Here is a 22,872-nt window from a genome sequence, read left to right as displayed (position 1 = left end):
TTTAAACACCAGAATGAAAAAACCCGCCGAAGCGGGTTTTTCTACAACACAGTTAAGCCGACAACTCGATCAACAGCTTGTTCAGACGGCGCACATAGGCCGCCGGGTCCTTCAAGCTGTCACCGGCCGCCAGGGCCGCCTGATCGAAGAGGATGTGCGACAGGTCGCCGAAGCGCTCGTCGCTCTGCTCGTTGTCGAGCTTCTCGATCAGCGGGTGAGCCGGGTTGAATTCGAAGATCGGCTTCGAATCAGGAACCTTCTGACCGCTGGCTTCCAGGATCTGACGCATCTGCAAGCCAAGGTCCTGCTCGCCGATGGCCAGGATCGCCGGGGAATCGGTCAGGCGATGGGACACCCGGACTTCCGCAACGGATTCGCCCAGCGCGGCCTTCAGACGCTCGACCAGACCTTCTTTGGCCTTGGCGACTTCTTCCGCGGCTTTCTTGTCCTCTTCCGAGTCCAGGTTGCCCAGGTCCAGGTCACCGCGCGCCACGTCGACGAAGCTCTTGCCGTCGAAATCGCTGAGGTAGCTCATCAGCCACTCGTCGATGCGGTCGGTCAGCAGCAGCACTTCGATGCCTTTCTTGCGGAAGACTTCCAGGTGCGGGCTGTTTTTGACTTGGGCGTAGGTTTCGCCGGTCAGGTAGTAGATCTTGTCCTGACCTTCCTTGGCGCGCGTCAGGTACTCGGTCAGGCCGACAACCTGCTCGCCATCGTCGCCGTTGGTCGATGCGAAACGCAGCAGACCGGCGATTTTTTCCTTGTTGGCGAAATCTTCTGCCGGGCCTTCTTTCATGACCTGACCGAAGTTTTTCCAGAAGCCCTTGTATTGCTCTGGCTCGTTCTTCGCCAGTTTTTCCAGCATGTCCAGAACGCGCTTGGTCAGCGCCGATTTCATCGAGTCGATAATCGGGTCTTTCTGCAGGATTTCCCGCGACACGTTCAGCGACAGGTCATTGGAGTCGACCACGCCTTTGATGAAGCGCAGGTACAGCGGCAGGAAGGACTCGGCCTGATCCATGACGAACACACGCTGTACGTACAGCTTCAGGCCTTTCGGCGCTTCACGCTGGTACAGGTCGAACGGAGCGCGGGTCGGCACGTACAGCAGCGAGCTGTATTCGAGCTTGCCTTCGACCTTGTTGTGGCTCCAGCTCAGCGGGTTTTCGAAATCGTGAGCGATGTGCTTGTAGAACTCCTGGTATTCCTCGTCCTTGATCTCGGTACGCGGACGGGTCCACAGGGCGCTGGCGCGGTTGACGGTTTCCCACTCAACGGCCGGCTTCTCTTCACCTTCGGCAGCAGCCACTTCTTTCGGCAGCTCGATCGGCAAGGCGATGTGGTCGGAGTACTTCTTGATGATGTTGCGCAGGCGCCAGCCATCGGCAAATTCGTCTTCGCCGGATTTCAGGTGCAGGACGATGCGAGTGCCGCGGTCGGCCTTGTCGACGGTCGCAACTTCGAAATCACCTTCGCCCTTGGACGACCAGTGCACGCCTTCGCTGGCTGAGGCGCCGGCACGACGGCTGTACACGTCGACTTTATCGGCGACGATGAACGCGGAGTAGAAACCGACACCGAACTGGCCGATCAGGTGCGAGTCTTTCTTCTGGTCGCCGCTCAGGTGTTTCATGAAATCGGCGGTGCCGGACTTGGCGATGGTACCCAGGTGGGTGATCGCGTCTTCGCGGCTCATGCCGATACCGTTGTCTTCGAGGGTGACGGTTTTAGCGTCCTTGTCGAAGCTCACGCGGATTTTCAGTTCGGCGCCACCTTCCAGCAGCTCTGGCTTGGCCAGGGCTTCGAAACGTAACTTGTCGACAGCGTCAGAGGCGTTCGAGATCAATTCGCGAAGGAAAATTTCCTTGTTGGAATACAGCGAATGGATCATGAGGTGCAGCAGTTGCTTCACCTCGGTCTGGAAGCCCAGGGTTTCCTTTTGAGTTTCCACACTCATGGTCATCAAACTCCAATCAGATGGCATTGGCCGTGACCTTGAGCGGTCGGCGGCGGGTTGTCATCTGAGTTTGGGGCTGAGTTCAGGATTTCAAGGGCTCTTCGAGTTTGAAATGGGCACGGGCAGTGGCAATGGGCTCGGCTTCGGTGCTTTGCCAGGCGGTAATCGCCACGTTGGCGACCCGGCGACCCTGGCGCCAGACCTGGCATCGGGCCCAGGTATCGCGAAACTGCCCGGCACGCAGGTAGTCCAGAGAGAAGTCGATAATCTTCGGCACCCCGGGCGACCCGGTAAACACCAACAGGTGCAACGCGGCGGCCAATTCCATGAAACCGGCGATCACACCGCCATGAATAGCCGGTAACAAAGGGTTTCCAATGTTGTCCTTGTTCGCTGGCAGCTTGAACAGCAACTCATCTCCCACCCGTGAACATTCGACGCCGATCAGCCGGGCATAGGGAATCAAATCCAGCAGCGAGGCGTAATCGCCCTGCTCGTGGGCCTTTTGCAGTTGGTCCTTCAAAGACTCGCTCATTGCGCCCCTCCGGCTACCACCCCACCAAAGCCCTTGGTGCCTTTGATGCCCTTGCCCATGCGCATGAAAGTGCCCATGACATGGGCAATGGGTTGCCCGGGGTCGTCCTGATAGGCGAAGCCACGGGCAAAAATCACGTCGGTGGTGACCCGATAGCACTGGGCAAAACCATAGACATCCTTATGTGGCTCGGCGGCGTGCATGTAGTCGATGCGCAGGTCGAGGGTCGGGCAGACTTCAAACTCAGGGAGTACGCAGAGCGTCGCCATGCCACAGGCGGTGTCCATCAGCGAGGTCAGCGCCCCGCCATGAATCACGCCGGTTTCGGGATTGCCGACGATCTGCGGGCTATACGGCAGCACGACCGTCAGTCCTTCGCTGCTGGCGCTGTGAACGCTTAGTCCAAGTACCTGACAATGTCGCAGCGCCGACAGAAAGCGCGTCGCACGCTCAAAAATGGGGTTTTCAGCCATTTGATAAACACTCTTGTTTATACCCATACCGTACGTTGGCGGATCGGGTAAAAGTTCCGCATTAGAATAAAACTTATATATCTGAAAGAATTAAGGAACTTAACCCTGATGCGTGGGTTCTTAAGGCCAGTAGATGCTTTTCATCAGGAGAAACACCCCATGCGTAAGACTTTAGCTATTGCCTTGATGTTGACCGCTTCCCTCGGTCTCGCTGCCTGCGATAAAAAATCCGAGGACAAAGCTCAAGATGCTGCCAAACATGCTGAGCAAGCTCAGCAAGACATGAGCAAAGCTCAGGATAAAGTGAACGACGCCGCGAAAGAAAACGCCGAAGCCGCCAAAGATCAGGCTGAATCGAACGCGGAAGCGGCAAAAGAGGCCGCACCGGCCGCTCCAACTGCTCCGGAAGCACCTAAGAACTAATACGGTTTTTAGAGTGGCAAAAGAAAACCCGCCAAGTGCGGGTTTTCTTTTGTCCTTAAAAAACGGTTAGAGCAAAATCGTTCTAAAAGTCGGACTAATCATCAGCAACAGCGAACAGATAAATCCCACCAGCCAAACCAGGCTGCGTTGCCAGGTCAAGTCTTTCCAGTAACACAACAGATAAATGATCCGCGAGATCACAAAGATGATCGCGAGCAAATCGATGAGCCAACCGGCCGTCTGCGTGGTGTGCGCCATCAACACACCCACCGCAAACAGGATGAATGCTTCGAAACTATTCTGATGCGCCGCCAGAGCCCGGGCACCCAGGCCCGTGAGTTGCGTCTGCTGTTGGCGCGGCAAGTGGTTATCGTAGCCGCCCAACTCTTTCATGGCGGTGGTCACGGGCATGCGCGCCAGGTAAATCAATACCGCACTGATAAACACGCACCAGAATGGAATACTCATCAAGCAGCCTCTTTGATCGACTCCGGCAACGGCGCCTCTGTAGGGGTATAGACCATCACGTCGAGAACGTCGGAATGAAACTCGCGGCGGTACAACACAAATACGACGCCGGCACTCATCAACATGAATAACCATGGGCTGACAAACCAGGCCAGCATGGTCATGCCGAAATAGTAGGAACGCAGCCCGAAGTTGAACTGGTTGGCGGCCATGGAGATGACACGGGCTGCGCGGGCAGCAAACGCCTTGCGCTCTTGCTCCGACACAAGACGCTCACCGACCATTGGCGCCGAACCCACCAACACCGCCGCAAAGTTGTACTGGCGCATGCACCAGCTGAACGTGAAGAACGCATAGACAAACACCAGCGCCAGGCACAGCAACTTGATTTCCGACATGCCCTGGGAGGCCTGTTGCACCATCGGGATATCCGCCAGCAACGATACCGCCCGCTCCGACGCCCCGAGCACCGTGAGAATACCGGCCAGGATAATCAATGTACTGGAGGCGAAGAACGAGGCATTGCGTTCCAGATTGCCGATCACGCTGGCATCGGCGATGCGGTTGTCGCGCAACAGCATGCGGCGCATCCAGTCTTCGCGGTAAAGGTGCAGAACGCTGGCCAGGCACGCAGTGTCACGGCCTTTCCAGGTGGCATAGCGGGTGTACCCGCCCCAGCAGATGACGAACCAGATAGCGGCAAGAATGTGGATCAGGTTGGCTTGGATGAACGACATGCAGGTCCTTGTGATGTATTTGCGGAGTACATGAATCCTGTGGGAGCGAGCTTGCTCGCGAAGGCCGTGAACCATGGCGCGCGATTTCTGGATAAACGCGGTGCTCTCAAGTTCTTCGCGAGCAAGCTCGCTCCTACAAGGGGATTGCGCAGTCTTTCGACGTTAGCGCAGAAGAAAAGACACCGCACCACCCCATAAAAAAATGCCCCGTATCGATTGATACGGGGCATTTCTGTTTCTGCTTGTCCGACCCGCTTATGGCAGGTCGAAAGCTTTAAGCCAGCGCTTCTTCGCGCTTGCCCAGCATACGGTCGCAGATAACCGCAACCACCAGCGTCATCACCGACGGCACCAGCCAGGCCAGGCCCTGCTCGCTCAGCGGCAGGTGCGCCATTTGTGTCGGCATCCAGTCCGCCAGACCGGCACCCTTCAAGGCATCGATCAGGCCGAAGATGAACGACACCAGCATGACCGGGCCGACGATGCGGCCCTGTTCATGCCAGAAGTCCTTGCAGAAGCTCAGGGCCACCAAGGCGATGCACGGCGGGTAGATCGCGGTCAGTACAGGGATCGAGAACGCAATCAGCTTGGTCAGGCCCAGGTTGGACACCAGCAGGGAGAATGCCGCAAGGATGATCACCAGCGTCTTGTAGGACAGTGGCAGCACTCGGCTGAAGTACTCGGCGCAGGCGCAGGTCAGGCCGACCGCGGTCACCAGGCACGCCAGCGAAATCAGCACGGCGAGGAAACCGCTGCCCAGCGAACCGAAGGTGTGCTGCACGTAAGCATGCAATACCGCCGCGCCATTGGTAGCGCCTGCGGCCACTTCATGGCTGCCCGAACCGAGACGGAACAGGCTGACATAGACCAGTGCCAGGCCCACACCGGCAATCAGGCCGGCGATGATCGCATAGCGGGTGATCAGTGCTGGCGACTCGACGCCGCGGGAACGGATGGCGTTGACGATGACGATGCCGAACACCAGGGCGCCCAGGGTATCCATGGTCAGGTAACCATTGATGAAGCCCTGGGAAAACGGTGCCGCCAGGTATTCAGGGGTTGCTTGACCAATGTCACCGGCCGGCAAGGCGAATGCGGCGATGCCGAGAGCGGCCAGGGCAATGATCTTCAGCGGCGCGAGGAAGCGCCCTACGGTATCCAGCAGACGACCCGGATACAGCGAGATGAAAAACACCAGCAGGAAGTAAACCGAGCTGTACAGGAACAGCGCCAGCGGGCTCTCACCGGTCAACGGCGCCAGGCCCACTTCGAACGAAACCGTCGCGGTACGCGGCGTCGCGAACAGGGGCCCCACGGCCAGATAGCAGGCCGCCGCCAACAGGCCGCCTGCCACTTTACCGATCGGGCTGCTCAATGCATCCATTGCACCACCGACCTTGGCCAGGGCTACAACGGTGATCACGGGCAGACCGACTGCGGTGACCAGGAAGCCCAGCGCCGCCATCCAGACATTAGGCCCGGACTGCAAACCGACGATAGGCGGGAAGATGATGTTGCCAGCCCCGACGAACAGGGCAAACGTCATAAAACCAAGTGCCAGGATGTCCTGGCCTTTCAACACTTTCATTAAGGAAATACCACACTACTGAATCGGAATTTAGAGAGGGATTTCCCTATGGGTGAGGGAAATGCTGTCGGTCCGTATAAAACCAACCCTTTTAGCGCGTTGCCGCCTTGTGGGCAGCGGACGCAAAAATGGCGCGTAGCCTAACGAATTTGAACCAGAAACGCACTGTTAGAGGGCGAACATTCCGATCTACGACATTTTCGTGTCGCGTTTACGTATCAAATTTATCTACACGGACCTCTGTGGCGAGGGGGCTTGCCCCCGTTGGGTTGCGAAGCGACCCCGAAAAACCTGCATTCGGATAATGTCAGGCGCACTGCATCGTCCTGAATGACGGCTGCTGCGCAGCCGAACGGGGGCAAACCCCCTCGCCACAAAAGCCCTGCGGACAACACAAATGCCGGAAACGACAAAGGCCACCCGAGGGTGGCCTTTGTTTGGTGAAGCGTCAGCTAAGCGCGAGGCTTACTTGACAGCCCAACCAGTCAGCTCAGCCAGGGCTTTGCCGATGTCTGCCAGCGAACGCACGGTTTTAACGCCTGCGTCTTGCAGAGCAGCGAATTTCTCGTCTGCAGTGCCTTTGCCGCCAGAGATGATTGCGCCAGCATGGCCCATGCGCTTGCCCGGAGGAGCAGTCACACCAGCGATGTAGGAAACAACTGGCTTGGTCACGTGTGCCTTGATGTAGGCAGCCGCTTCTTCTTCAGCCGAACCGCCGATCTCACCGATCATCACGATCGCTTCGGTCTTCGGGTCTTCCTGGAACAGCTTCAGGATGTCGATGAAGTTCGAACCCGGGATCGGGTCACCACCGATGCCGACGCAAGTCGACTGACCGAAACCGGCGTCAGTAGTCTGCTTGACAGCTTCGTAGGTCAGGGTGCCGGAACGGGAAACGATACCGACCTTGCCTGGCAAGTGAATGTGACCTGGCATGATGCCGATCTTGCATTCGCCTGGGGTGATCACGCCTGGGCAGTTAGGGCCGATCAGGGTGATACCCAGCTCGTCGCACTTAACTTTAGCGTCCAGCATGTCCAGGGTAGGAATGCCTTCGGTGATGCAGACGATCAGCTTGATGCCGCCGAAAGCCGCTTCCAGGATCGAATCTTTGCAGAAAGGAGCCGGAACGTAGATCACGCTGGCGGTAGCGCCAGTGGCAGCTACTGCGTCTTTAACGGTGTTGAACACTGGCAGGCCCAGGTGTTCGGTGCCGCCTTTGCCTGGAGTTACACCACCAACCATCTTGGTGCCGTACTCGATGGCTTGCTGGGTGTGGAAACTACCTTGCGAACCGGTAATACCCTGGCAGATAACTTTGGTGTCTTTATTGATCAGGACGCTCATTATTTGCCCTCCGCAGCTTTGACAACTTGTTGAGCAGCGTCGGTCAGGCTGGTAGCAGCGATGATGTTCAAACCGCTTTCTGCCAGTACTTTAGCGCCCAGTTCAGCGTTGTTGCCTTCCAGGCGAACAACAACCGGGATTTTCACGCCGACTTCTTTCACAGCGCCGATGATGCCTTCGGCAATCATGTCGCAACGAACGATGCCGCCGAAGATGTTGACCAGTACTGCAGCGACGTTAGTGTCGGACAGGATGATCTTGAACGCTTCGGTAACGCGTTCCTTGGTAGCACCGCCGCCCACGTCGAGGAAGTTGGCTGGTTTACCGCCATGCAGGTTGACGATGTCCATGGTACCCATGGCCAGGCCAGCACCGTTGACCATGCAACCGATGTTGCCTTCCAGCGCTACGTAGTTCAGTTCGAACTTGGCAGCGTGCGCTTCGCGCGGATCGTCTTGCGACGGATCGTGGAAAGTCTTCAGCTTAGGCTGACGGTACATGGCGTTGGCGTCGATGTTGATCTTGGCATCGAGGCAGTGCAGATCGCCGTCAGCCTTGATCACCAGCGGGTTCACTTCCAGCAGGGCCAGGTCGTGATCCTTGAACAGTTTGGCCAGACCTACGAAGATCTTGGCGAACTGAGCAACCTGCTTGCCTTCCAGGCCCAGCTGGAATGCCAGCTCGCGACCCTGGAATGGCTGAGCGCCAACCAGTGGATCGATAGTGGCTTTCAGAATTTTTTCTGGAGTGTCGTGAGCGATTTTCTCGATGTCCACGCCACCTTCGGTGGAAGCCATGAACACGATGCGACGGCTCGAACGGTCAACGACAGCGCCCAGGTACAGCTCTTTAGCGATATCAGTGCACGATTCAACCAGGATCTTGGTGACTGGCTGACCATTGGCGTCAGTCTGGTAAGTCACCAGACGCTTGCCCAGCCACTGCTGTGCGAAGGCTTTGGCGTCTTCTTTGCTGCGAACCAGCTTTACGCCGCCCGCTTTACCGCGACCACCGGCGTGGACCTGGGCTTTGACAACCCACTCGCTGCCGCCGATTTTGTCGCAAGCTTCTGCTGCTGCTTCCGGGGTGTCTACCGCGTAACCGGTGGAAACTGGCAGGCCGTACTCAGCGAACAGCTGCTTACCCTGATACTCGTGAAGATTCATGCTTATTACCGTCTTCGTTAGGTACTGCGCATTCGGTGCTGCACTCATTCAAGTGCCGCACCACCTGTGACTGCTGCTTGCATAGCCTTTCCGGATATCCGGTGCAGCTATGCAAGACTGCGTCCAGCGGATATTCCGCGGTGAGTCTTGCATGCAAGGCTCACGACGGGCCAAACCGCCGTGGTTTCTTATTATGTCTTAACGCTTCTTGCGGTTGGCGATGTGAATGGCGCCGCCATTCACTGCCAGAGCAGCTTCGTGCAAGGCTTCAGACAGGGTCGGATGGGAGAAAACCATCATGCCCAGGTCTTCAGCGCTGGTGCCGAATTCCATACCGATCGCGCCCTGCTGAACCAGTTCGGCAGCGCTTGGGCCAATCACGTGGACGCCCAGTACGCGGTCTGTCTTGGCATCAGCGATGACCTTGACGAAACCACCGGTGTCGTTGGCAGCCATGGCACGGCCAGAGGCTGCGAACGGGAAGGTGCCGACGTTAACTTCAACGCCTTCAGCTTTCAAGGCCTGCTCGGTTTTACCCACCCACGCGATTTCCGGGTGAGTATAAATAACCGAAGGGATCAAATCATAGTTCATCTGGGCCTTGTGGCCCTTGATGCGCTCGACAACCATGATGCCCTCTTCCGAGGCCTTGTGCGCCAGCATCATGCCGCGAACCACGTCGCCGATGGCGTAGACGCCCGGTACGGTGGTGGCGCAGTGATCATCAACGTGCACAAAACCGCGCTCGTCCAGGGTCACGCCGCAGTCGGCAGCCAACAGATCAGTGGTCACCGGACGGCGACCAACGGCTACGATCAGCTTGTCGAAAGTGATGTTCTGTTCGCCCTTGGCATCGGTGTAGTTCACCACGACTTCGTCGCCGTTCACTTTGGAACCGGTCACGCGAGCGCCCAGCTTGATGTCCAGGCCCTGTTTGGTCAGGGTTTTCAGCGCTTCCTTGGAAACAGCTGCGTCAGCGGCCATCAGGAAGGTGTCCAGGGCTTCCAGGACAGTCACTTCTGCACCCAGACGCGACCAGACCGAACCCAGTTCCAGACCGATCACACCAGCGCCGATCACGCCCAGACGCTTAGGCACGGTCTGGAATTCCAGGGCGCCAGTCGAATCAACGATCACATTCTGGTCGACCGGAGCCGGTGGAATGTCGATCGGACGCGAACCTGGAGCCAGGATGACGTTCTCGGCCTGGATGATTTCTACCGAGCCGTCTGGCTTGGTGACTTCAACCTGCTTGCCGGCCAGCAGCTTGCCGTGACCTTCAATGGAGGTCACACCGTTGGCTTTGAACAGGGTCGCAACGCCAGAGGTCAGGCCTTTGACGATGGTGGCCTTGCGGCCGACCATTGCTGGCACGTCCATGGTCACGCCAGCGTGGTTGATACCGTGGATCGCGAAGCCTTCTTTGGCTTCCTTGTACTTCCAGGAGCTATCCAGCAGCGCCTTGGATGGAATGCAGCCGACGTTCAGGCAAGTACCGCCCAGAGCCAGTTTGCCTTCCTTGTCGGTGTACTTCTCGATGCAGGCAGTCGAAAGACCAAGCTGAGCGGCCTTGATGGCAGCCACGTAACCGCCAGGGCCCGCGCCGATCACTACTACGTCAAATTTCTGCGACATTCAAAAAATCCTCTTTAGCGAAAAGCTTCAAGCCGCAAGCTGCAAGCCAGGCTTCGGGTTTTCCGAAAGCTCGAGCTTGCAGTTCATGGCTGCTTCTATCAGATATCCAGCAACAGACGAGCCGGATCTTCCAGCAGGTTCTTGATGGTCACCAGGAAGGTCACAGCTTCTTTGCCATCGATCAGGCGGTGATCGTAGGACAGTGCCAGGTACATCATCGGACGGATAACGACCTGACCGTTGATGGCCATAGGACGCTGGATGATGTTGTGCATGCCCAGGATGGCTGCTTGTGGCGGGTTGACGATCGGGGTCGACATCATCGAACCGAAAGTACCACCGTTGGTGATGGTGAAAGTACCGCCGGTCATTTCGTCCATCGACAGTTTGCCGTCGCGGGCTTTCTTGCCGAAGGTGGCGATGCCGCCTTCGATTTCAGCCAGGCTCATCAGTTCGGCGTTACGCAGAACCGGTACAACCAGGCCGCGATCGCTGGAAACTGCAACGCCGACGTCAGCGTAGCCGTGGTAAACGATGTCGCCGCCATCGATCGAGGCGTTGACAGCCGGGAAGCGCTTCAGCGCTTCGGTGGCCGCTTTCACGAAGAACGACATGAAGCCCAGGCGCACGCCGTTGTGGGACTTCTCGAACAGATCCTTGTACTTCGAACGCAGTGCCATGACTTCGGTCATGTCGACTTCGTTGAAAGTAGTCAGCATCGCCATGTTCGACTGAGCTTCAACCAGACGCTTGGCAACAGTTGCACGTACGCGAGTCATCGGTACACGCTTCTCGATGCGGTCGCCAGCAGCGAACACAGGAGCAGCGGCAGCCGGAGCAGCAGCCTTGGCAGGCGCGGCAGCCGGAGCGGCTTTCTTGGCAGCAACGGCTGCAACCACGTCTTCCTTGGTCACACGACCGCCTTTGCCGGTGCCGGCAACGGAAGCGATGTTGATGCCGTTTTCTTCAGCCAGCTTGCGAGCGGCAGGTGCAGCGATCGGGTCGTCTTCGCCGTCAGCAGCTGGAGCAGCGGCAGCGGCCGGAGCAGCAGCGGCAGCAGGAGCGGCGGCAGCAGCGCCGCCTTCAACGATGGAGCCCAGGACTTCGTCGGACAGGACGGTTTCGCCCTCGCCCTTGACGATTGCGCCCAGCACGCCGTCAGCAGTCGCCAGAACTTCCAGCACGACTTTGTCGGTTTCGATGTCGACGATCAGTTCGTCGCGCTTGACCGCATCGCCCGGTTGTTTGTGCCAGGTGGCAACGGTGCCATCGGCAACCGATTCCGGGAAAGTGGGGGCTTTGATTTCGATAGCCATTATCTGTGGGTCCTTAAATTCGGTTTCAGGTGCGCGAAGGCGTTAAACAGTAAAGGCGTCTTGCAGCAGTTTTTCCTGCTGCTCAGCGTGCATCGATGCGTAACCACATGCCGGTGCAGCAGAAGCCTCACGGCCCGCGTACTCAAGTACGAGAGACTTGTTGAGGTTGCTGATGCTGCGACGCAAGTGGTGTTGGCTGCAGTACCAGGCACCCTGGTTCATCGGCTCTTCCTGACACCAAACGGCAGCTTTGGCGTTGGTGTAAGGAGCCAGGACTTCTTTCAAGTCGTCCTCAGGGAATGGATACAGCTGCTCGATACGCACGATGGCGATATCTTCACGGCCTTCGGCACGGCGTTTTTCCAGCAAGTCGTAGTAGACCTTGCCGCTACACAGAACAACGCGCTCGACCTTTTTCGGGTCCAGGGCATCGATTTCCGGGATCACGGTCTGGAACGAACCTTCGGCCAGATCTTCCAGCGTCGAGATGGCCAGCTTGTGGCGCAGCAGCGACTTCGGCGTCAGCACGATCAACGGCTTGCGTAGCGGACGAATCACCTGACGACGCAGCAAGTGGTAGATCTGTGCTGGCGTGGTCGGTACGGCTACCTGAATGTTGTGCTCGGCGCACAGTTGCAGGTAACGCTCAAGACGTGCCGAGCTGTGCTCAGGGCCCTGACCTTCGTAACCGTGTGGCAGCAACATGGTCAGACCGCACAGACGGCCCCACTTGTGCTCGCCGCTGGTGATGAACTGGTCGATTACAACCTGTGCACCGTTGGCGAAGTCGCCGAACTGGGCTTCCCAGATCACCAGCGCATCCGGCGTGGTGGTCGAGTAGCCGTATTCGAACGCCAGTACCGCTTCTTCGGACAGGAACGAGTCGTACAGGTCGAAGCGTGGCTGACCGTCGTACAGGTTCTGCAACGGGATGTAGGTGCCCGCGTCTTTCTGGTTGTGCAGCACAGCGTGACGGTGCGAGAACGTACCGCGGCCGATGTCCTGACCGGTCATGCGAATCGGGTGACCTTCGAACGCCAGGGTCGCGTACGCCATGGTTTCGGCGTAACCCCAGTTGATCGGCAGGCCGCCGGCTTGCATCTTCTGACGGTCTTCGTAGATCTTCGCAACCTGGCGTTGAACCACGAAGCCTTCCGGAATTTCCAGCAGCTTGGCGGACAGTTCCTGCAAGGTCTTGAGATCGAAGCGAGTGTCGTGACGCGCGGTCCAGGCGTGGCCCAGATACGGACGCCAGTCCACGAACAGCTCTTTGTTCGGCTCTTTGACCAGGCTTTTCACTACGTGCAGGCCGTTGTCCAGCGCGTTGCGGTATTCGTCGACTTTCGCCTGAACACGCTCTGCGTCGAGCACACCGCCCTGGGTCAGACGATCGGCATACAGCTCACGGGTGGTGCGCTGCTTGGTGATCTGCTGATACATGATCGGCTGGGTGCCACTTGGCTCGTCGGCCTCGTTGTGGCCGCGACGACGGTAGCAGACCAGGTCGATCACCACGTCACGCTTGAACTGCATGCGGTAGTCGATAGCCAGCTGGGTCACGAACAATACGGCTTCCGGATCATCACCATTCACATGGAGGATCGGCGCCTGGATCATTTTCGCAACGTCGGTCGCGTACTCGGTGGAACGCGAGTCCAGCGGGTTGCTGATGGTGAAACCGACCTGGTTGTTGATCACGATGTGCACGGTACCGCCGGTCTTGAAACCGCGGGTCTGCGACATCTGGAAGGTTTCCATGACCACACCTTGACCGGCGAATGCCGCGTCACCGTGGATGGAGATCGGCAGAACCTTCTCACCAGTAGGATCGTTACGACGGTCCTGACGGGCGCGAACCGAACCCTCGACCACCGGGGAAACGATTTCCAGGTGGGACGGGTTGAACGCCATGGCCAGGTGAACTTCACCGCCGGTGGTCATCACGTTGGACGAGAAGCCCTGGTGGTATTTAACGTCACCGGAACCCAGCTCGACCTTTTTCTTGCCTTCGAACTCGTCGAACAGCTCGCGCGGGTTCTTGCCGAAGGTGTTGACCAGCACGTTCAGACGGCCACGGTGGGCCATGCCGATGACGATTTCCTTGGTGCCGTAGGAACCGGAACGCTGGATCAGCTCGTCGAGCATCGGAATCAGGCTTTCGCCGCCTTCCAGACCGAAACGCTTGGTACCCGGGTATTTGGTGCCCAGGTATTTTTCCAGGCCTTCACCGGCGGTCACGCGCTCAAGCAGGTGGCTCTTGATGTCAGCGGAGTACGTCGGACGACCACGCACGCTTTCCAGACGCTGCTGGAACCACTGGCGCTGCTCGGAATCGGTGATATGCGTGAATTCAGCGCCGATGGTGCGGCAATATGTCTGCTGCAACGCTTCGTGAATTTCGCGTAGGCTCGCTTCCTCTTTGCCGATGAACAGGTCGCCGGCACGGAAGGTCGTATCAAGATCGGCATTGGTCAAGCCGTAATGATTGATCGACAGGTCTGCAGGTGCAGGACGCTGCCACAGCCCCAGCGGGTCAAGCTGGGCTGCCTGGTGGCCACGCATACGGTAGGCCTGGATCAATCGCAGCACTTCAACTTGCTTCTTCTCGTGCTCACTGCTCACGCTGCCGGCGGAAACCGGTTGGGCGCGGCGCTGGTTCTTTGCCAGCAAGACGAAATGATCGCGAATTGTGGAGTGCGAAACATCGGTGGCAGTGTTGCCGTCAGCAGGCAACTTCTGGAAGTAGGTGCGCCACTCTTCTGGCACAGCGTTAGGGTCGTGCAGGTAGAGCTCGTAAAGCTCTTCCACATAGGCAGCGTTACTACCGGATAGGTAGGCACTGTTCCACATGCGCTGCATCACGCTTTCTTGCATGCTTGGTCACCCTCGGTTAGGGGAACACCATCGGTGTCGACACCGAGCAAACTTGCAGAAGTCCGAATGCAGCGACCAAAACAAGCCACTAGGATCACACTGATAGTCCGGGTACCAGCCCGGATGCCCCTGCTTGTCTCATTTCTTCAAAATAAGAGCCGCAGCCTTTTAAGCTGCTGCTCAGGTTAAAACTACGGCGCCGGTTGAAGCCTGCGCCGTAGCATCTACGGGTACAACGGTTACAGCTGCTGAATCACACGCCGCTCGAGAGCAACATGTTACGGATGTGACCAATGGCCTTAGTCGGGTTCAGGCCTTTCGGACATACGTTGACGCAGTTCATGATCCCGCGGCAGCGGAATACGCTGAACGGGTCATCCAGCGAAGCCAGACGCTCGGACGTCTTGGTATCACGGCTGTCTGCCAGGAAGCGGTACGCTTGCAGCAGGGCAGCTGGACCCAGGAACTTGTCCGGGTTCCACCAGAAGGACGGGCAGGAAGTCGAGCAGCAAGCGCACAGGATGCACTCGTACAGACCGTCCAGCTTTTCACGTTCTTCAGGGGACTGCAGACGCTCGATGGCCGGAGCCGGCGTGTCGTTCTGCAGGTATGGCTTAACCTTTTCGTATTGCTTGTAGAAGATGCTCATATCGACGACCAGGTCACGGATAACCGGCAAACCTGGCAGAGGACGAACGATCAACTTGTTACCTTTTACGACGGCAGACAGCGGCGTGACGCACGCCAGGCCGTTTTTGCCGTTGATGTTCATGCCGTCGGAACCGCAAACACCTTCACGGCAAGAGCGACGATAGGAGAACCCCTCGTCCTGCTCTTTGATCAGGGCCAACACGTCCAGCACCATCAGGTCTTTACCACCGGTATCGACCTGGAATTCCTGCATGAACGGCGCGGCGTCCTGATCAGGGTTGTAACGATAAACGCTGACTTGCAACATGGCTGCCACCCTTAATAAGTCCGAATCTTAGGTTCAAAAGTCGGAACAGTCTTCGGCGAGAAGTTCACGGCACGCTTGGTTACGCGCTTGTCACCCGGGAAGTACAGGGTGTGGCACAGCCAGTTTTCGTCGTCACGGTCTTCGAAGTCTTCACGGGCGTGAGCACCGCGGGACTCTTTACGCACTTCGGCAGCGATGGCGGTGGCTTCGGCCACTTCCAGCAGGTTCTGCAGTTCCAGCGCTTCGATACGTGCAGTGTTGAACGCCTGCGACTTATCGTTGATCTTCACGTTGGCGATACGCTTGCGCAGGTCAGCCAGCTGGGCGATACCCTTCTGCATGTATTCGCCAGTACGGAATACACCGAAGTAGTTCTGCATGCAGTTTTGCAGCTCGCGACGCAGGGTAGCCACGTCTTCGCCTTCGGTACGCTCGTTCAGAGCGGACAGACGCGCCAGGGCAGTTTCGATGTTGGCGTCGGTGGCGTCGTCGTATTCGATACCGTCGGTCAGTGCTTTTTCCAGGTGCAGGCCGGCAGCGCGGCCGAATACCACCAGGTCGAGCAGCGAGTTACCGCCCAGACGGTTGGCACCGTGAACCGATACGCAAGCCACTTCACCTACAGCGAACAGACCAGGAATGATCTGATCCACGCCTTCGGCGTCCTGGGTGATCGCCTGGCCATGAATGTTGGTGGCAACGCCGCCCATCATGTAGTGGCAGGTCGGAACAACCGGAACCGGAGCGACAACCGGGTCAACGTGGGCGAAAGTCTTCGACAGTTCGCAGATGCCCGGCAGACGGCTGTGCAGCACTTCCTCGCCCAAGTGGTCGAGTTTGAGCATTACGTGGTCGCCGTTCGGACCGCAACCGTTGCCGGCGATGATCTCTTTAACCATCGAACGTGCAACAACGTCACGACCTGCAAGGTCTTTGGCGTTCGGAGCATAACGTTCCATGAAACGCTCGCCGTGCTTGTTGATCAGGTATCCACCTTCACCACGGCAACCTTCGGTAACCAGTACACCGGCGCCGGCGATGCCGGTCGGGTGGAACTGCCACATTTCGATGTCTTGTACCGGCACGCCGGCACGCAGCGCCATGCCAACGCCGTCACCGGTGTTGATCAGGGCGTTGGTGGTCGAAGCGTAGATACGACCTGCACCGCCGGTCGCCAATACGGTGGCCTTGGCGCGGATGTAGGTGGTTTCGCCGGTTTCGATGCAGATGGCGATCACGCCGACGAACTCGCCTTCGCTGTTCTTCACCAGATCGACAGCGTAGTACTCGTTCAGGAACACGGTACCGGCTTTCAGGTTGCCCTGATAAAGGGTGTGCAGCAGTGCGTGACCAGTACGGTCGGAAGCAGCGCAAGTACGCGCAGCCTGGCCGCCTTTACCGTAGTCCTTGGACTGACCGCCGAATGGACGCTGGTAGATACGACCTTGCTCGGTACGCGAGAATGGCATACCCATGTGGTCCAGCTCGTAAACGGCAGCCGGGCCTTCCTGACACATGTATTCGATAGCGTCCTGGTCACCGATGTAGTCGGAACCCTTGACGGTATCGTACATGTGCCAGCGCCAGTCATCGTTCGGGTCAGCGGACGCGATTGCGCAGGTGATGCCGCCTTGAGCGGATACAGTGTGCGAACGGGTCGGGAAAACCTTGGTGATCACGGCAGTCTTGTGACCGCCTTGCGCCAGTTGCAGCGCTGCGCGCATGCCGGCACCGCCACCACCAATAATGATGGCGTCGAAAGAAATCGTTGGAATGTTAGCCATGACTCAGATACCCCAGAGAATCTGCACACCCCAGACGAAGTAAGCGAACATCGCAACGCCGCATACTGCCTGGAAAAGGAAACGTATAGCAGTCGCGGACTTGCCGAACGCCATTGGCGTCAGGTAGTCGGTCGCGATGGTCCACATGCCGACCCAGGCGTGAGCGCCGAGGGCAACGAGGGCCAGGAGGCTGAAAATACGCATTCCGTTGTGGGCGAACAGTTCATGCCACTGGGCGTAGTCGAGGCCTGGGTTGGCCACGATGTATCCGATCAGGAAGATGAAGTAAGCCGCGAGAACGACCGCAGACACACGTTGCGCCATCCAGTCATAGAGGCCCGAACGCGACAGGTTCGTGACGTTAGTTACCATATCCAAACTCCTGCCAGAACGATTACCACCACGGAAACGGCGATAACGATTTTCGAGCCCAGCTTGCCGCCTTCCAGCGTCTCACCGATGCCCATGTCCATGATCAAATGGCGCACACCGGCTACCAGGTGATACAGCAGAGCGGACAGGATGCCCCATGTCACTAGCTTGGCTAGCGGACTGGTCAGACACGCTTTCACCTGACCGAAGCCTTCCTCGGAGCTCAGCGACTTGTCCAATGCGTAAAGCATGATGGCAAGGCACACGAAGAGGATGACACCGGAAATACGGTGAAGGATGGACGTGTAAGCAGTGACTGGGAGTTTGATGGTCCTTAGGTCTAGGTTTACAGGTCGTTGGCTTTTCACGGCTTTTTTTTCACACTGAAGAGCCCCTAACAATCAGGGCAAAGTTGTTGGGGAGTGCACTGGTCAGGTAACCACCACCCAGGGATGCGACCCCCAATGAAAGCAAGCCCAAAAGCCCTTGGCGGTCGGTGGCCGAGTATAGACAGTTAGGCTACTAATGACAACGCAAACACCTAACCCAAACAGCTGATTGCGCAACTGACATAAAAGGCGTAAATGGCAGCCAATTTCGAGAAAAAAGTCCGGTTAAAGCCTTCTGGAGCAAGACTTTAGGCAAATTGACATTCAAATTTATCTCACTATAGTGGTGCGGGCCCTGCGTGGGGGGTCTGTCTGATGATTTCAAGCATAAATAGGAGGCCACATGGCTGACAAAAAAGCGCAGTTGATCATCGAGGGCGCAGCCCCCGTCGAGCTGCCCATTTTAACCGGCACCGTTGGTCCCGATGTTATCGATGTTCGGGGCCTGACGGCCACGGGCCGTTTCACCTTTGACCCAGGCTTCATGTCGACCGCCTCGTGCGAGTCGAAGATCACCTATATCGACGGCGACAACGGCATTCTGCTGCACCGCGGCTACCCGATCGAACAGCTGGCTGAAAAGTCGGACTACCTGGAAACCTGCTATCTGCTGCTCAACGGCGAACTGCCGACCGCAGAACAGAAGGCCCAGTTCGTCAGCACCGTGAAGAACCACACCATGGTTCACGAGCAGCTGAAGACCTTCTTCAACGGCTTCCGTCGCGACGCCCACCCGATGGCCGTCATGTGCGGCGTAGTCGGCGCCCTTTCGGCGTTCTACCACGACTCCCTGGACATCAATAACCCGCAGCATCGCGAAATCTCCGCGATCCGCCTGGTTGCCAAGATGCCGACCCTGGCCGCGATGGTTTACAAGTACTCCATGGGCCAACCCATGATGTACCCGCGCAACGACCTGTCGTACGCGGAAAACTTCCTGCACATGATGTTCAACACCCCGTGCGAGATCAAACCGATCAGCCCGGTACTCGCCAAGGCCATGGACCGGATCTTCATCCTCCATGCCGACCACGAGCAGAACGCCTCGACGTCCACCGTGCGCCTGGCCGGCTCCTCGGGTGCCAACCCGTTCGCCTGTATCGCCGCCGGTATCGCTGCACTGTGGGGCCCTGCCCACGGCGGTGCAAACGAAGCTGTACTGACCATGCTCGATGAAATCGGCGATGTTTCGAACATCGACAAGTTCATCGCCAAGGCCAAGGACAAGAACGATCCGTTCAAACTGATGGGCTTCGGTCACCGCGTTTACAAAAACCGCGACCCACGCGCCACGGTAATGAAGCAGACCTGCGACGAAGTGTTGAAGGAACTGGGCATCCAGAACGATCCGCAACTCGAACTGGCCATGCGCCTGGAAGAGATCGCCCTGACTGACCCGTACTTCATCGAGCGCTCGCTGTACCCGAACGTCGACTTCTACTCGGGGATCATCCTCAAGGCGATCGGCATTCCAACCAGCATGTTCACCGTGATCTTCGCCCTGGCGCGGACCGTCGGCTGGATCTCCCACTGGAAGGAAATGCTCTCCAGCCCGTACAAGATCGGCCGTCCGCGCCAGCTGTACACCGGCTACGAGTCGCGTGACATCACCAAGCTGGAAGACCGCAAGTAAGATTTTTCTTGCTGTAGCGTGTTGAGATGTATCGGGAACGGCCTCTATTTATATAGGGGCCGTTTTTGTTTGTGCCTCGTTTTTTGATCGCGGGCATATTCGTTGTTTAGGTAACGGCGGCTTATGGTTCCGCTCTTACAGCGGGTTACTTTGAAAAGCGCAAAGTAACCAAACGCTCTTGCCCCTTTCGTTCGGTGCCTCGCTGTGGCTCGGCATGCCCTCGTTCCGGTCCTGCTCCGTGGGCCCGCCGCCATCGGCCATCCATGGCCGGGGGCGGCTAACCCGGCATCCATGCCGGGTTGCCCACTGCGCAGAACCTCCTCTCGGCCTCTCGAGGGGGCGTGTACCGCAACAGCGCCCGAGGCGGCCTACCGGCCGGCCTGTTTGCTGACGTGATGCTCTGCAAAGTTTCGGTTAGCCGGCAGACCAACTTCACGAGCAGGTTCGCTCCCACAGTATTTGCGTCGAACACAATTTTTTATACGACATCAAACCTGTGGGAGCGGGCTTGCCCGCGAAGAGGCCGGTACATCCAATATTGATGTTGGCTGACAGACCGCCATCGCTGGCAAGCCAGCTCCTACAGGGATTGAGTACATCTGAAAGAAATTGGTCGGCTAGCAGGCCGCCATCGCTGGCAAGCCAGCTCCTACAGAAGAGCAACGGCAGATCGGCGTACACCCATGCTCCTCACCACTCAACAGGCCGAGCGTTAGCTCGCCTGCAGCTCTTGATCTTGATCCACCCGCCCCCTCGGAAGGCTGAGTGGAGGTGTTCATCCGGGGATTGGCGCGTAGCGCCGTTCGACGCAGTCGAACTCATTGCATGTAGGTCGAAGCGAAGCCGACCGGAGGGCAATGCCCCCGGATGGAGACCGGAGCGAAGGAACGCCGAGCCTCAGCGAGGGGCCGTACGCCAGGGGCGAGACCTTTTGGTTCCTTTTGGGGCGTTTGCCAAAAGGGACTCGCCGTAAGGGCGAAACCATAAGCCGTCGTTACCGCAGAAACGGATATGTACTCAATCACCCAAGAACCTGGCCGGCCCGAAGGCCGCCATCGCCGGCAAGCCAGCTCCTACAGTAAATCGAACACAGCCAAGAAATTCAGGTCGATTACCGCCCAACAAAAATGCCCCGATCTCTCGACCGGGGCATTCAATGTCAGTGCGAAGCGCTGAAGCCTTAGTGCGAAACAGCCCCACTCGCCCCCAACCCAGTCTGCGAACGAACAAACTGCGGGAAGAACAGCGCCCGCTCTTTGTCAGCCGCAGTCGACTTGTCAGTAACCGAGAAGAACCAGATCCCGACAAAGGCAATCAACATCGAGAACAACGCCGGATACTCATACGGGAAGATCGCCTTCTCGTGATGCAGGATCTGCACCCAGATGGTCGGGCCAAGGATCATCAAGCCAACGGCACTGATCAAGCCCATCCAGCCGCCAATCATCGCACCGCGAGTGGTCAGTTTCTTCCAGTACATGGAAAGCAGCAGCACCGGGAAGTTGCAGCTCGCCGCGATGGAGAACGCCAGGCCTACCATGAACGCAATGTTCTGGCTCTCGAACAGGATGCCCAGACCAATTGCCAGCACCGCCAAGGCGATAGTGGTGATTTTCGAGACGCGAATTTCATCCTTCTCGTTGGCCTTGCCCTTCTTGATCACGCTGGCATACAGGTCGTGGGACACCGCCGAAGCACCGGCCAGGGTCAAACCGGCAACCACTGCCAGAATGGTCGCGAACGCCACCGCCGAGATGAAGCCCAGGAAGATACTGCCACCCACCGCGTTGGCCAGGTGCACCGCCGCCATGTTGTTACCGCCCAACAGTGCGCCAGCCGCATCCTTGAAGGCCGGGTTGGTGCTGACCAGCAGGATCGCACCGAAGCCGATGATGAAGGTCAGGATGTAGAAGTAACCAATGAAGCCGGTTGCGTACAGCACGCTCTTGCGCGCTTCTTTTGCGTCACTCACGGTGAAGAAGCGCATCAGGATGTGCGGCAGGCCAGCAGTACCGAACATCAGCGCCAGGCCGAGGGAGAACGCCGAGATTGGATCTTTCACCAGGCCGCCCGGGCTCATGATCGCCTCACCCTTAGGGTGAACCTTGATCGCCTCGGAGAACAGTGCGTTGAAGTCGAAGTTGACGTGTTTCATCACCATCAGCGCCATGAAAGAAGCGCCGGACAGCAGCAGCACAGCCTTGATGATCTGCACCCAGGTGGTCGCCAGCATGCCGCCGAACAACACGTACATGCACATCAGGATACCGACCAGGATCACCGCAACGTGGTAATCGAGACCGAACAGCAGCTGGATCAGCTTGCCGGCACCCACCATTTGCGCGATCAGGTAGAACGCCACTACCACCAGCGAACCGCAAGCGGACAGCGAGCGGATCTGGGTTTGCCCGAGGCGATAGGACGCCACGTCGGCAAAGGTATATTTACCCAGGTTCCGCAGGCGCTCGGCGATCAGGAACAGGATGATCGGCCAGCCCACCAGGAAGCCGATCGAGTAGATCAGGCCGTCGTAGCCGGAGGTGAACACCAACGCGGAAATACCCAGGAAGGACGCCGCCGACATGTAGTCACCGGCAATCGCCAGACCGTTCTGGAAACCGGTGATCTTGCCGCCCGCCGCGTAGTAGTCGGAGGCCGACTTGTTTTTCTTGGACGCCCAGTAGGTGATGCACAGGGTCGCGCCGACGAAGGCGACGAACATCAGGATCGCGGACACGTTGAGGGGTTGCTTCTGCACGGCGCCGGTCAGGGCGTCAGCGGCCCAGGCGCCAGGCGCGAATGCTGCGATGCTCAAAAGAGCCATTAGACGCCGGATCATTGCTGAGCCTCCTTGAGAATCGCATTGTTCAGGTCGTCGAATTCGCCGTTGGCGCGTCGTACGTAGATGCCGGTCAGAATGAAGGCCGAAACAATCAGCCCGACACCAATCGGGATGCCCCAGGTAATCGAGGACTCAGGGCTGATCTTCGCCCCCAGTACATGCGGCCCGTAAGCAATCAAAAGGATGAATCCGGAGTAAAGCCCTAGCATGATCGCCGATAGAATCCAGGCGAATCGTTCCCTCTTGCTAACCAGCTCCTTGAAGCGCGGGCTGTTTTGAATCGAGAGGTAAATGCTGTCGTTCATTGTTTTTATCCTCGCAGCACAGATTTAGTTGGAACGGTATCCACTCTATGCGGCTGCGGGGTAGGTTCCA

Annotated in this window: 19 protein-coding genes and 1 pseudogene; 3 read left to right on the top strand and 17 right to left on the bottom strand. The window is 57.9% G+C overall.

Going from position 1 to position 22,872, the window contains the following annotated elements:
• Positions 1-52: 52 nt before the first annotated feature.
• The 3 genes from htpG to QMK54_RS08370 form a co-directional block, all read right to left on the bottom strand.
• The gene (htpG, locus tag QMK54_RS08380) at positions 53-1,957 is read right to left on the bottom strand and encodes a molecular chaperone HtpG (RefSeq protein ID WP_320402333.1); all 1,905 of its coding nucleotides are present in this window, start codon (positions 1,955-1,957) and stop codon (positions 53-55) included.
• An 82-nt stretch (positions 1,958-2,039) separates the two neighbouring features.
• A complete protein-coding gene (locus tag QMK54_RS08375) occupies positions 2,040-2,492 on the bottom strand; it encodes a PaaI family thioesterase (protein ID WP_110659453.1) in 453 nt (150 codons plus the stop codon).
• Positions 2,489-2,965, bottom strand: coding sequence for a PaaI family thioesterase (locus QMK54_RS08370; RefSeq protein ID WP_110659452.1), 477 nt, complete (start codon positions 2,963-2,965; stop codon positions 2,489-2,491). Before QMK54_RS08370 ends, QMK54_RS08375 begins: the two co-directional genes overlap by 4 nt.
• 159 nt (positions 2,966-3,124) lie before the next feature.
• Here QMK54_RS08370 and QMK54_RS08365 point away from each other — a divergent pair, with 159 nt between their 5' ends.
• Positions 3,125-3,388 carry a hypothetical protein gene (locus tag QMK54_RS08365; RefSeq protein ID WP_110659451.1) on the top strand — a complete coding sequence of 88 codons (264 nt, stop codon included), beginning with the start codon at positions 3,125-3,127 and terminating at the stop codon, positions 3,386-3,388.
• A 66-nt stretch (positions 3,389-3,454) separates the two neighbouring features.
• Here the strand turns inward: QMK54_RS08365 and QMK54_RS08360 are convergent, their stop codons facing one another.
• Positions 3,455-3,856 carry an MAPEG family protein gene (locus tag QMK54_RS08360; RefSeq protein ID WP_110659450.1) on the bottom strand — a complete coding sequence of 134 codons (402 nt, stop codon included), beginning with the start codon at positions 3,854-3,856 and terminating at the stop codon, positions 3,455-3,457.
• Positions 3,856-4,593 carry a DUF599 domain-containing protein gene (locus QMK54_RS08355; RefSeq protein ID WP_110659449.1) on the bottom strand — a complete coding sequence of 246 codons (738 nt, stop codon included), beginning with the start codon at positions 4,591-4,593 and terminating at the stop codon, positions 3,856-3,858. The genes QMK54_RS08360 and QMK54_RS08355 overlap by 1 nt, the downstream gene beginning before the upstream one ends.
• A gap of 30 nt (positions 4,594-4,623) precedes the next feature.
• On the opposite strand from QMK54_RS08355, the pseudogene QMK54_RS08350 reads away from it, so the two are divergent.
• Positions 4,624-4,731: pseudogene (locus tag QMK54_RS08350) on the top strand (outer membrane lipoprotein carrier protein LolA); the annotation flags it as partial.
• 136 nt (positions 4,732-4,867) lie between these two features.
• Here QMK54_RS08350 and brnQ read toward each other — a convergent pair.
• From brnQ to sdhC, 10 genes are all read right to left on the bottom strand, one after another.
• Positions 4,868-6,181: a branched-chain amino acid transport system II carrier protein gene (gene brnQ / locus QMK54_RS08345; protein WP_110659448.1), complete on the bottom strand. Its 1,314-nt coding sequence runs from the start codon at positions 6,179-6,181 to the stop codon at positions 4,868-4,870.
• Positions 6,182-6,646: 465 nt separating this feature from the next.
• The gene (sucD, locus tag QMK54_RS08340; RefSeq protein ID WP_008032672.1) at positions 6,647-7,528 is read right to left on the bottom strand and encodes a succinate--CoA ligase subunit alpha; all 882 of its coding nucleotides are present in this window, start codon (positions 7,526-7,528) and stop codon (positions 6,647-6,649) included.
• Positions 7,528-8,694, bottom strand: coding sequence for an ADP-forming succinate--CoA ligase subunit beta (gene sucC / locus QMK54_RS08335; RefSeq protein ID WP_007919879.1), 1,167 nt, complete (start codon positions 8,692-8,694; stop codon positions 7,528-7,530). The genes sucD and sucC overlap by 1 nt, the downstream gene beginning before the upstream one ends.
• A 198-nt stretch (positions 8,695-8,892) precedes the next feature.
• Entirely contained in the window at positions 8,893-10,329 is a 1,437-nt protein-coding gene (gene lpdA / locus QMK54_RS08330; protein WP_046819379.1) for a dihydrolipoyl dehydrogenase, read from the bottom strand.
• 98 nt (positions 10,330-10,427) lie between these two features.
• The gene (odhB, locus tag QMK54_RS08325) at positions 10,428-11,645 is read right to left on the bottom strand and encodes a 2-oxoglutarate dehydrogenase complex dihydrolipoyllysine-residue succinyltransferase (protein WP_320402332.1); all 1,218 of its coding nucleotides are present in this window, start codon (positions 11,643-11,645) and stop codon (positions 10,428-10,430) included.
• Between the two features lie 42 nt (positions 11,646-11,687).
• A complete protein-coding gene (locus QMK54_RS08320; protein ID WP_110659602.1) occupies positions 11,688-14,519 on the bottom strand; it encodes a 2-oxoglutarate dehydrogenase E1 component in 2,832 nt (943 codons plus the stop codon).
• A 253-nt stretch (positions 14,520-14,772) separates the two neighbouring features.
• Positions 14,773-15,477: a succinate dehydrogenase iron-sulfur subunit gene (locus QMK54_RS08315; protein WP_008063297.1), complete on the bottom strand. Its 705-nt coding sequence runs from the start codon at positions 15,475-15,477 to the stop codon at positions 14,773-14,775.
• Positions 15,478-15,488: 11 nt separating this feature from the next.
• Positions 15,489-17,261: a succinate dehydrogenase flavoprotein subunit gene (gene sdhA, locus QMK54_RS08310; RefSeq protein WP_110659601.1), complete on the bottom strand. Its 1,773-nt coding sequence runs from the start codon at positions 17,259-17,261 to the stop codon at positions 15,489-15,491.
• A gap of 3 nt (positions 17,262-17,264) precedes the next feature.
• Positions 17,265-17,633: a succinate dehydrogenase, hydrophobic membrane anchor protein gene (gene sdhD, locus QMK54_RS08305; protein ID WP_056721678.1), complete on the bottom strand. Its 369-nt coding sequence runs from the start codon at positions 17,631-17,633 to the stop codon at positions 17,265-17,267.
• Positions 17,627-18,001, bottom strand: a complete 375-nt coding sequence (sdhC, locus tag QMK54_RS08300; protein ID WP_032829628.1) for a succinate dehydrogenase, cytochrome b556 subunit — start codon at positions 17,999-18,001, stop codon at positions 17,627-17,629. The genes sdhD and sdhC overlap by 7 nt, the downstream gene beginning before the upstream one ends.
• Before the next feature lie 364 nt (positions 18,002-18,365).
• Here sdhC and gltA point away from each other — a divergent pair, with 364 nt between their 5' ends.
• Positions 18,366-19,655: a citrate synthase gene (gene gltA / locus QMK54_RS08295; RefSeq protein ID WP_007977501.1), complete on the top strand. Its 1,290-nt coding sequence runs from the start codon at positions 18,366-18,368 to the stop codon at positions 19,653-19,655.
• A gap of 1,180 nt (positions 19,656-20,835) precedes the next feature.
• On the opposite strand, the gene QMK54_RS08290 is transcribed toward gltA, so the two are convergent.
• Positions 20,836-22,494 carry a cation acetate symporter gene (locus QMK54_RS08290; RefSeq protein ID WP_320402331.1) on the bottom strand — a complete coding sequence of 553 codons (1,659 nt, stop codon included), beginning with the start codon at positions 22,492-22,494 and terminating at the stop codon, positions 20,836-20,838.
• On the bottom strand, positions 22,491-22,802 hold the full coding sequence (locus QMK54_RS08285; protein ID WP_008061165.1) for a DUF485 domain-containing protein: 312 nt from the start codon (positions 22,800-22,802) through the stop codon (positions 22,491-22,493). Before QMK54_RS08285 ends, QMK54_RS08290 begins: the two co-directional genes overlap by 4 nt.
• Positions 22,803-22,872 lie beyond the last annotated feature (70 nt).

Source organism: Pseudomonas sp. P5_109, assembly GCF_034009455.1.
In the GTDB taxonomy this organism is placed as follows: Bacteria; Pseudomonadota; Gammaproteobacteria; order Pseudomonadales; family Pseudomonadaceae; genus Aquipseudomonas.
The sequence above is the reverse complement of the archived record's forward strand: the minus strand, read 5'-3'. Positions and strand labels throughout refer to the sequence as shown.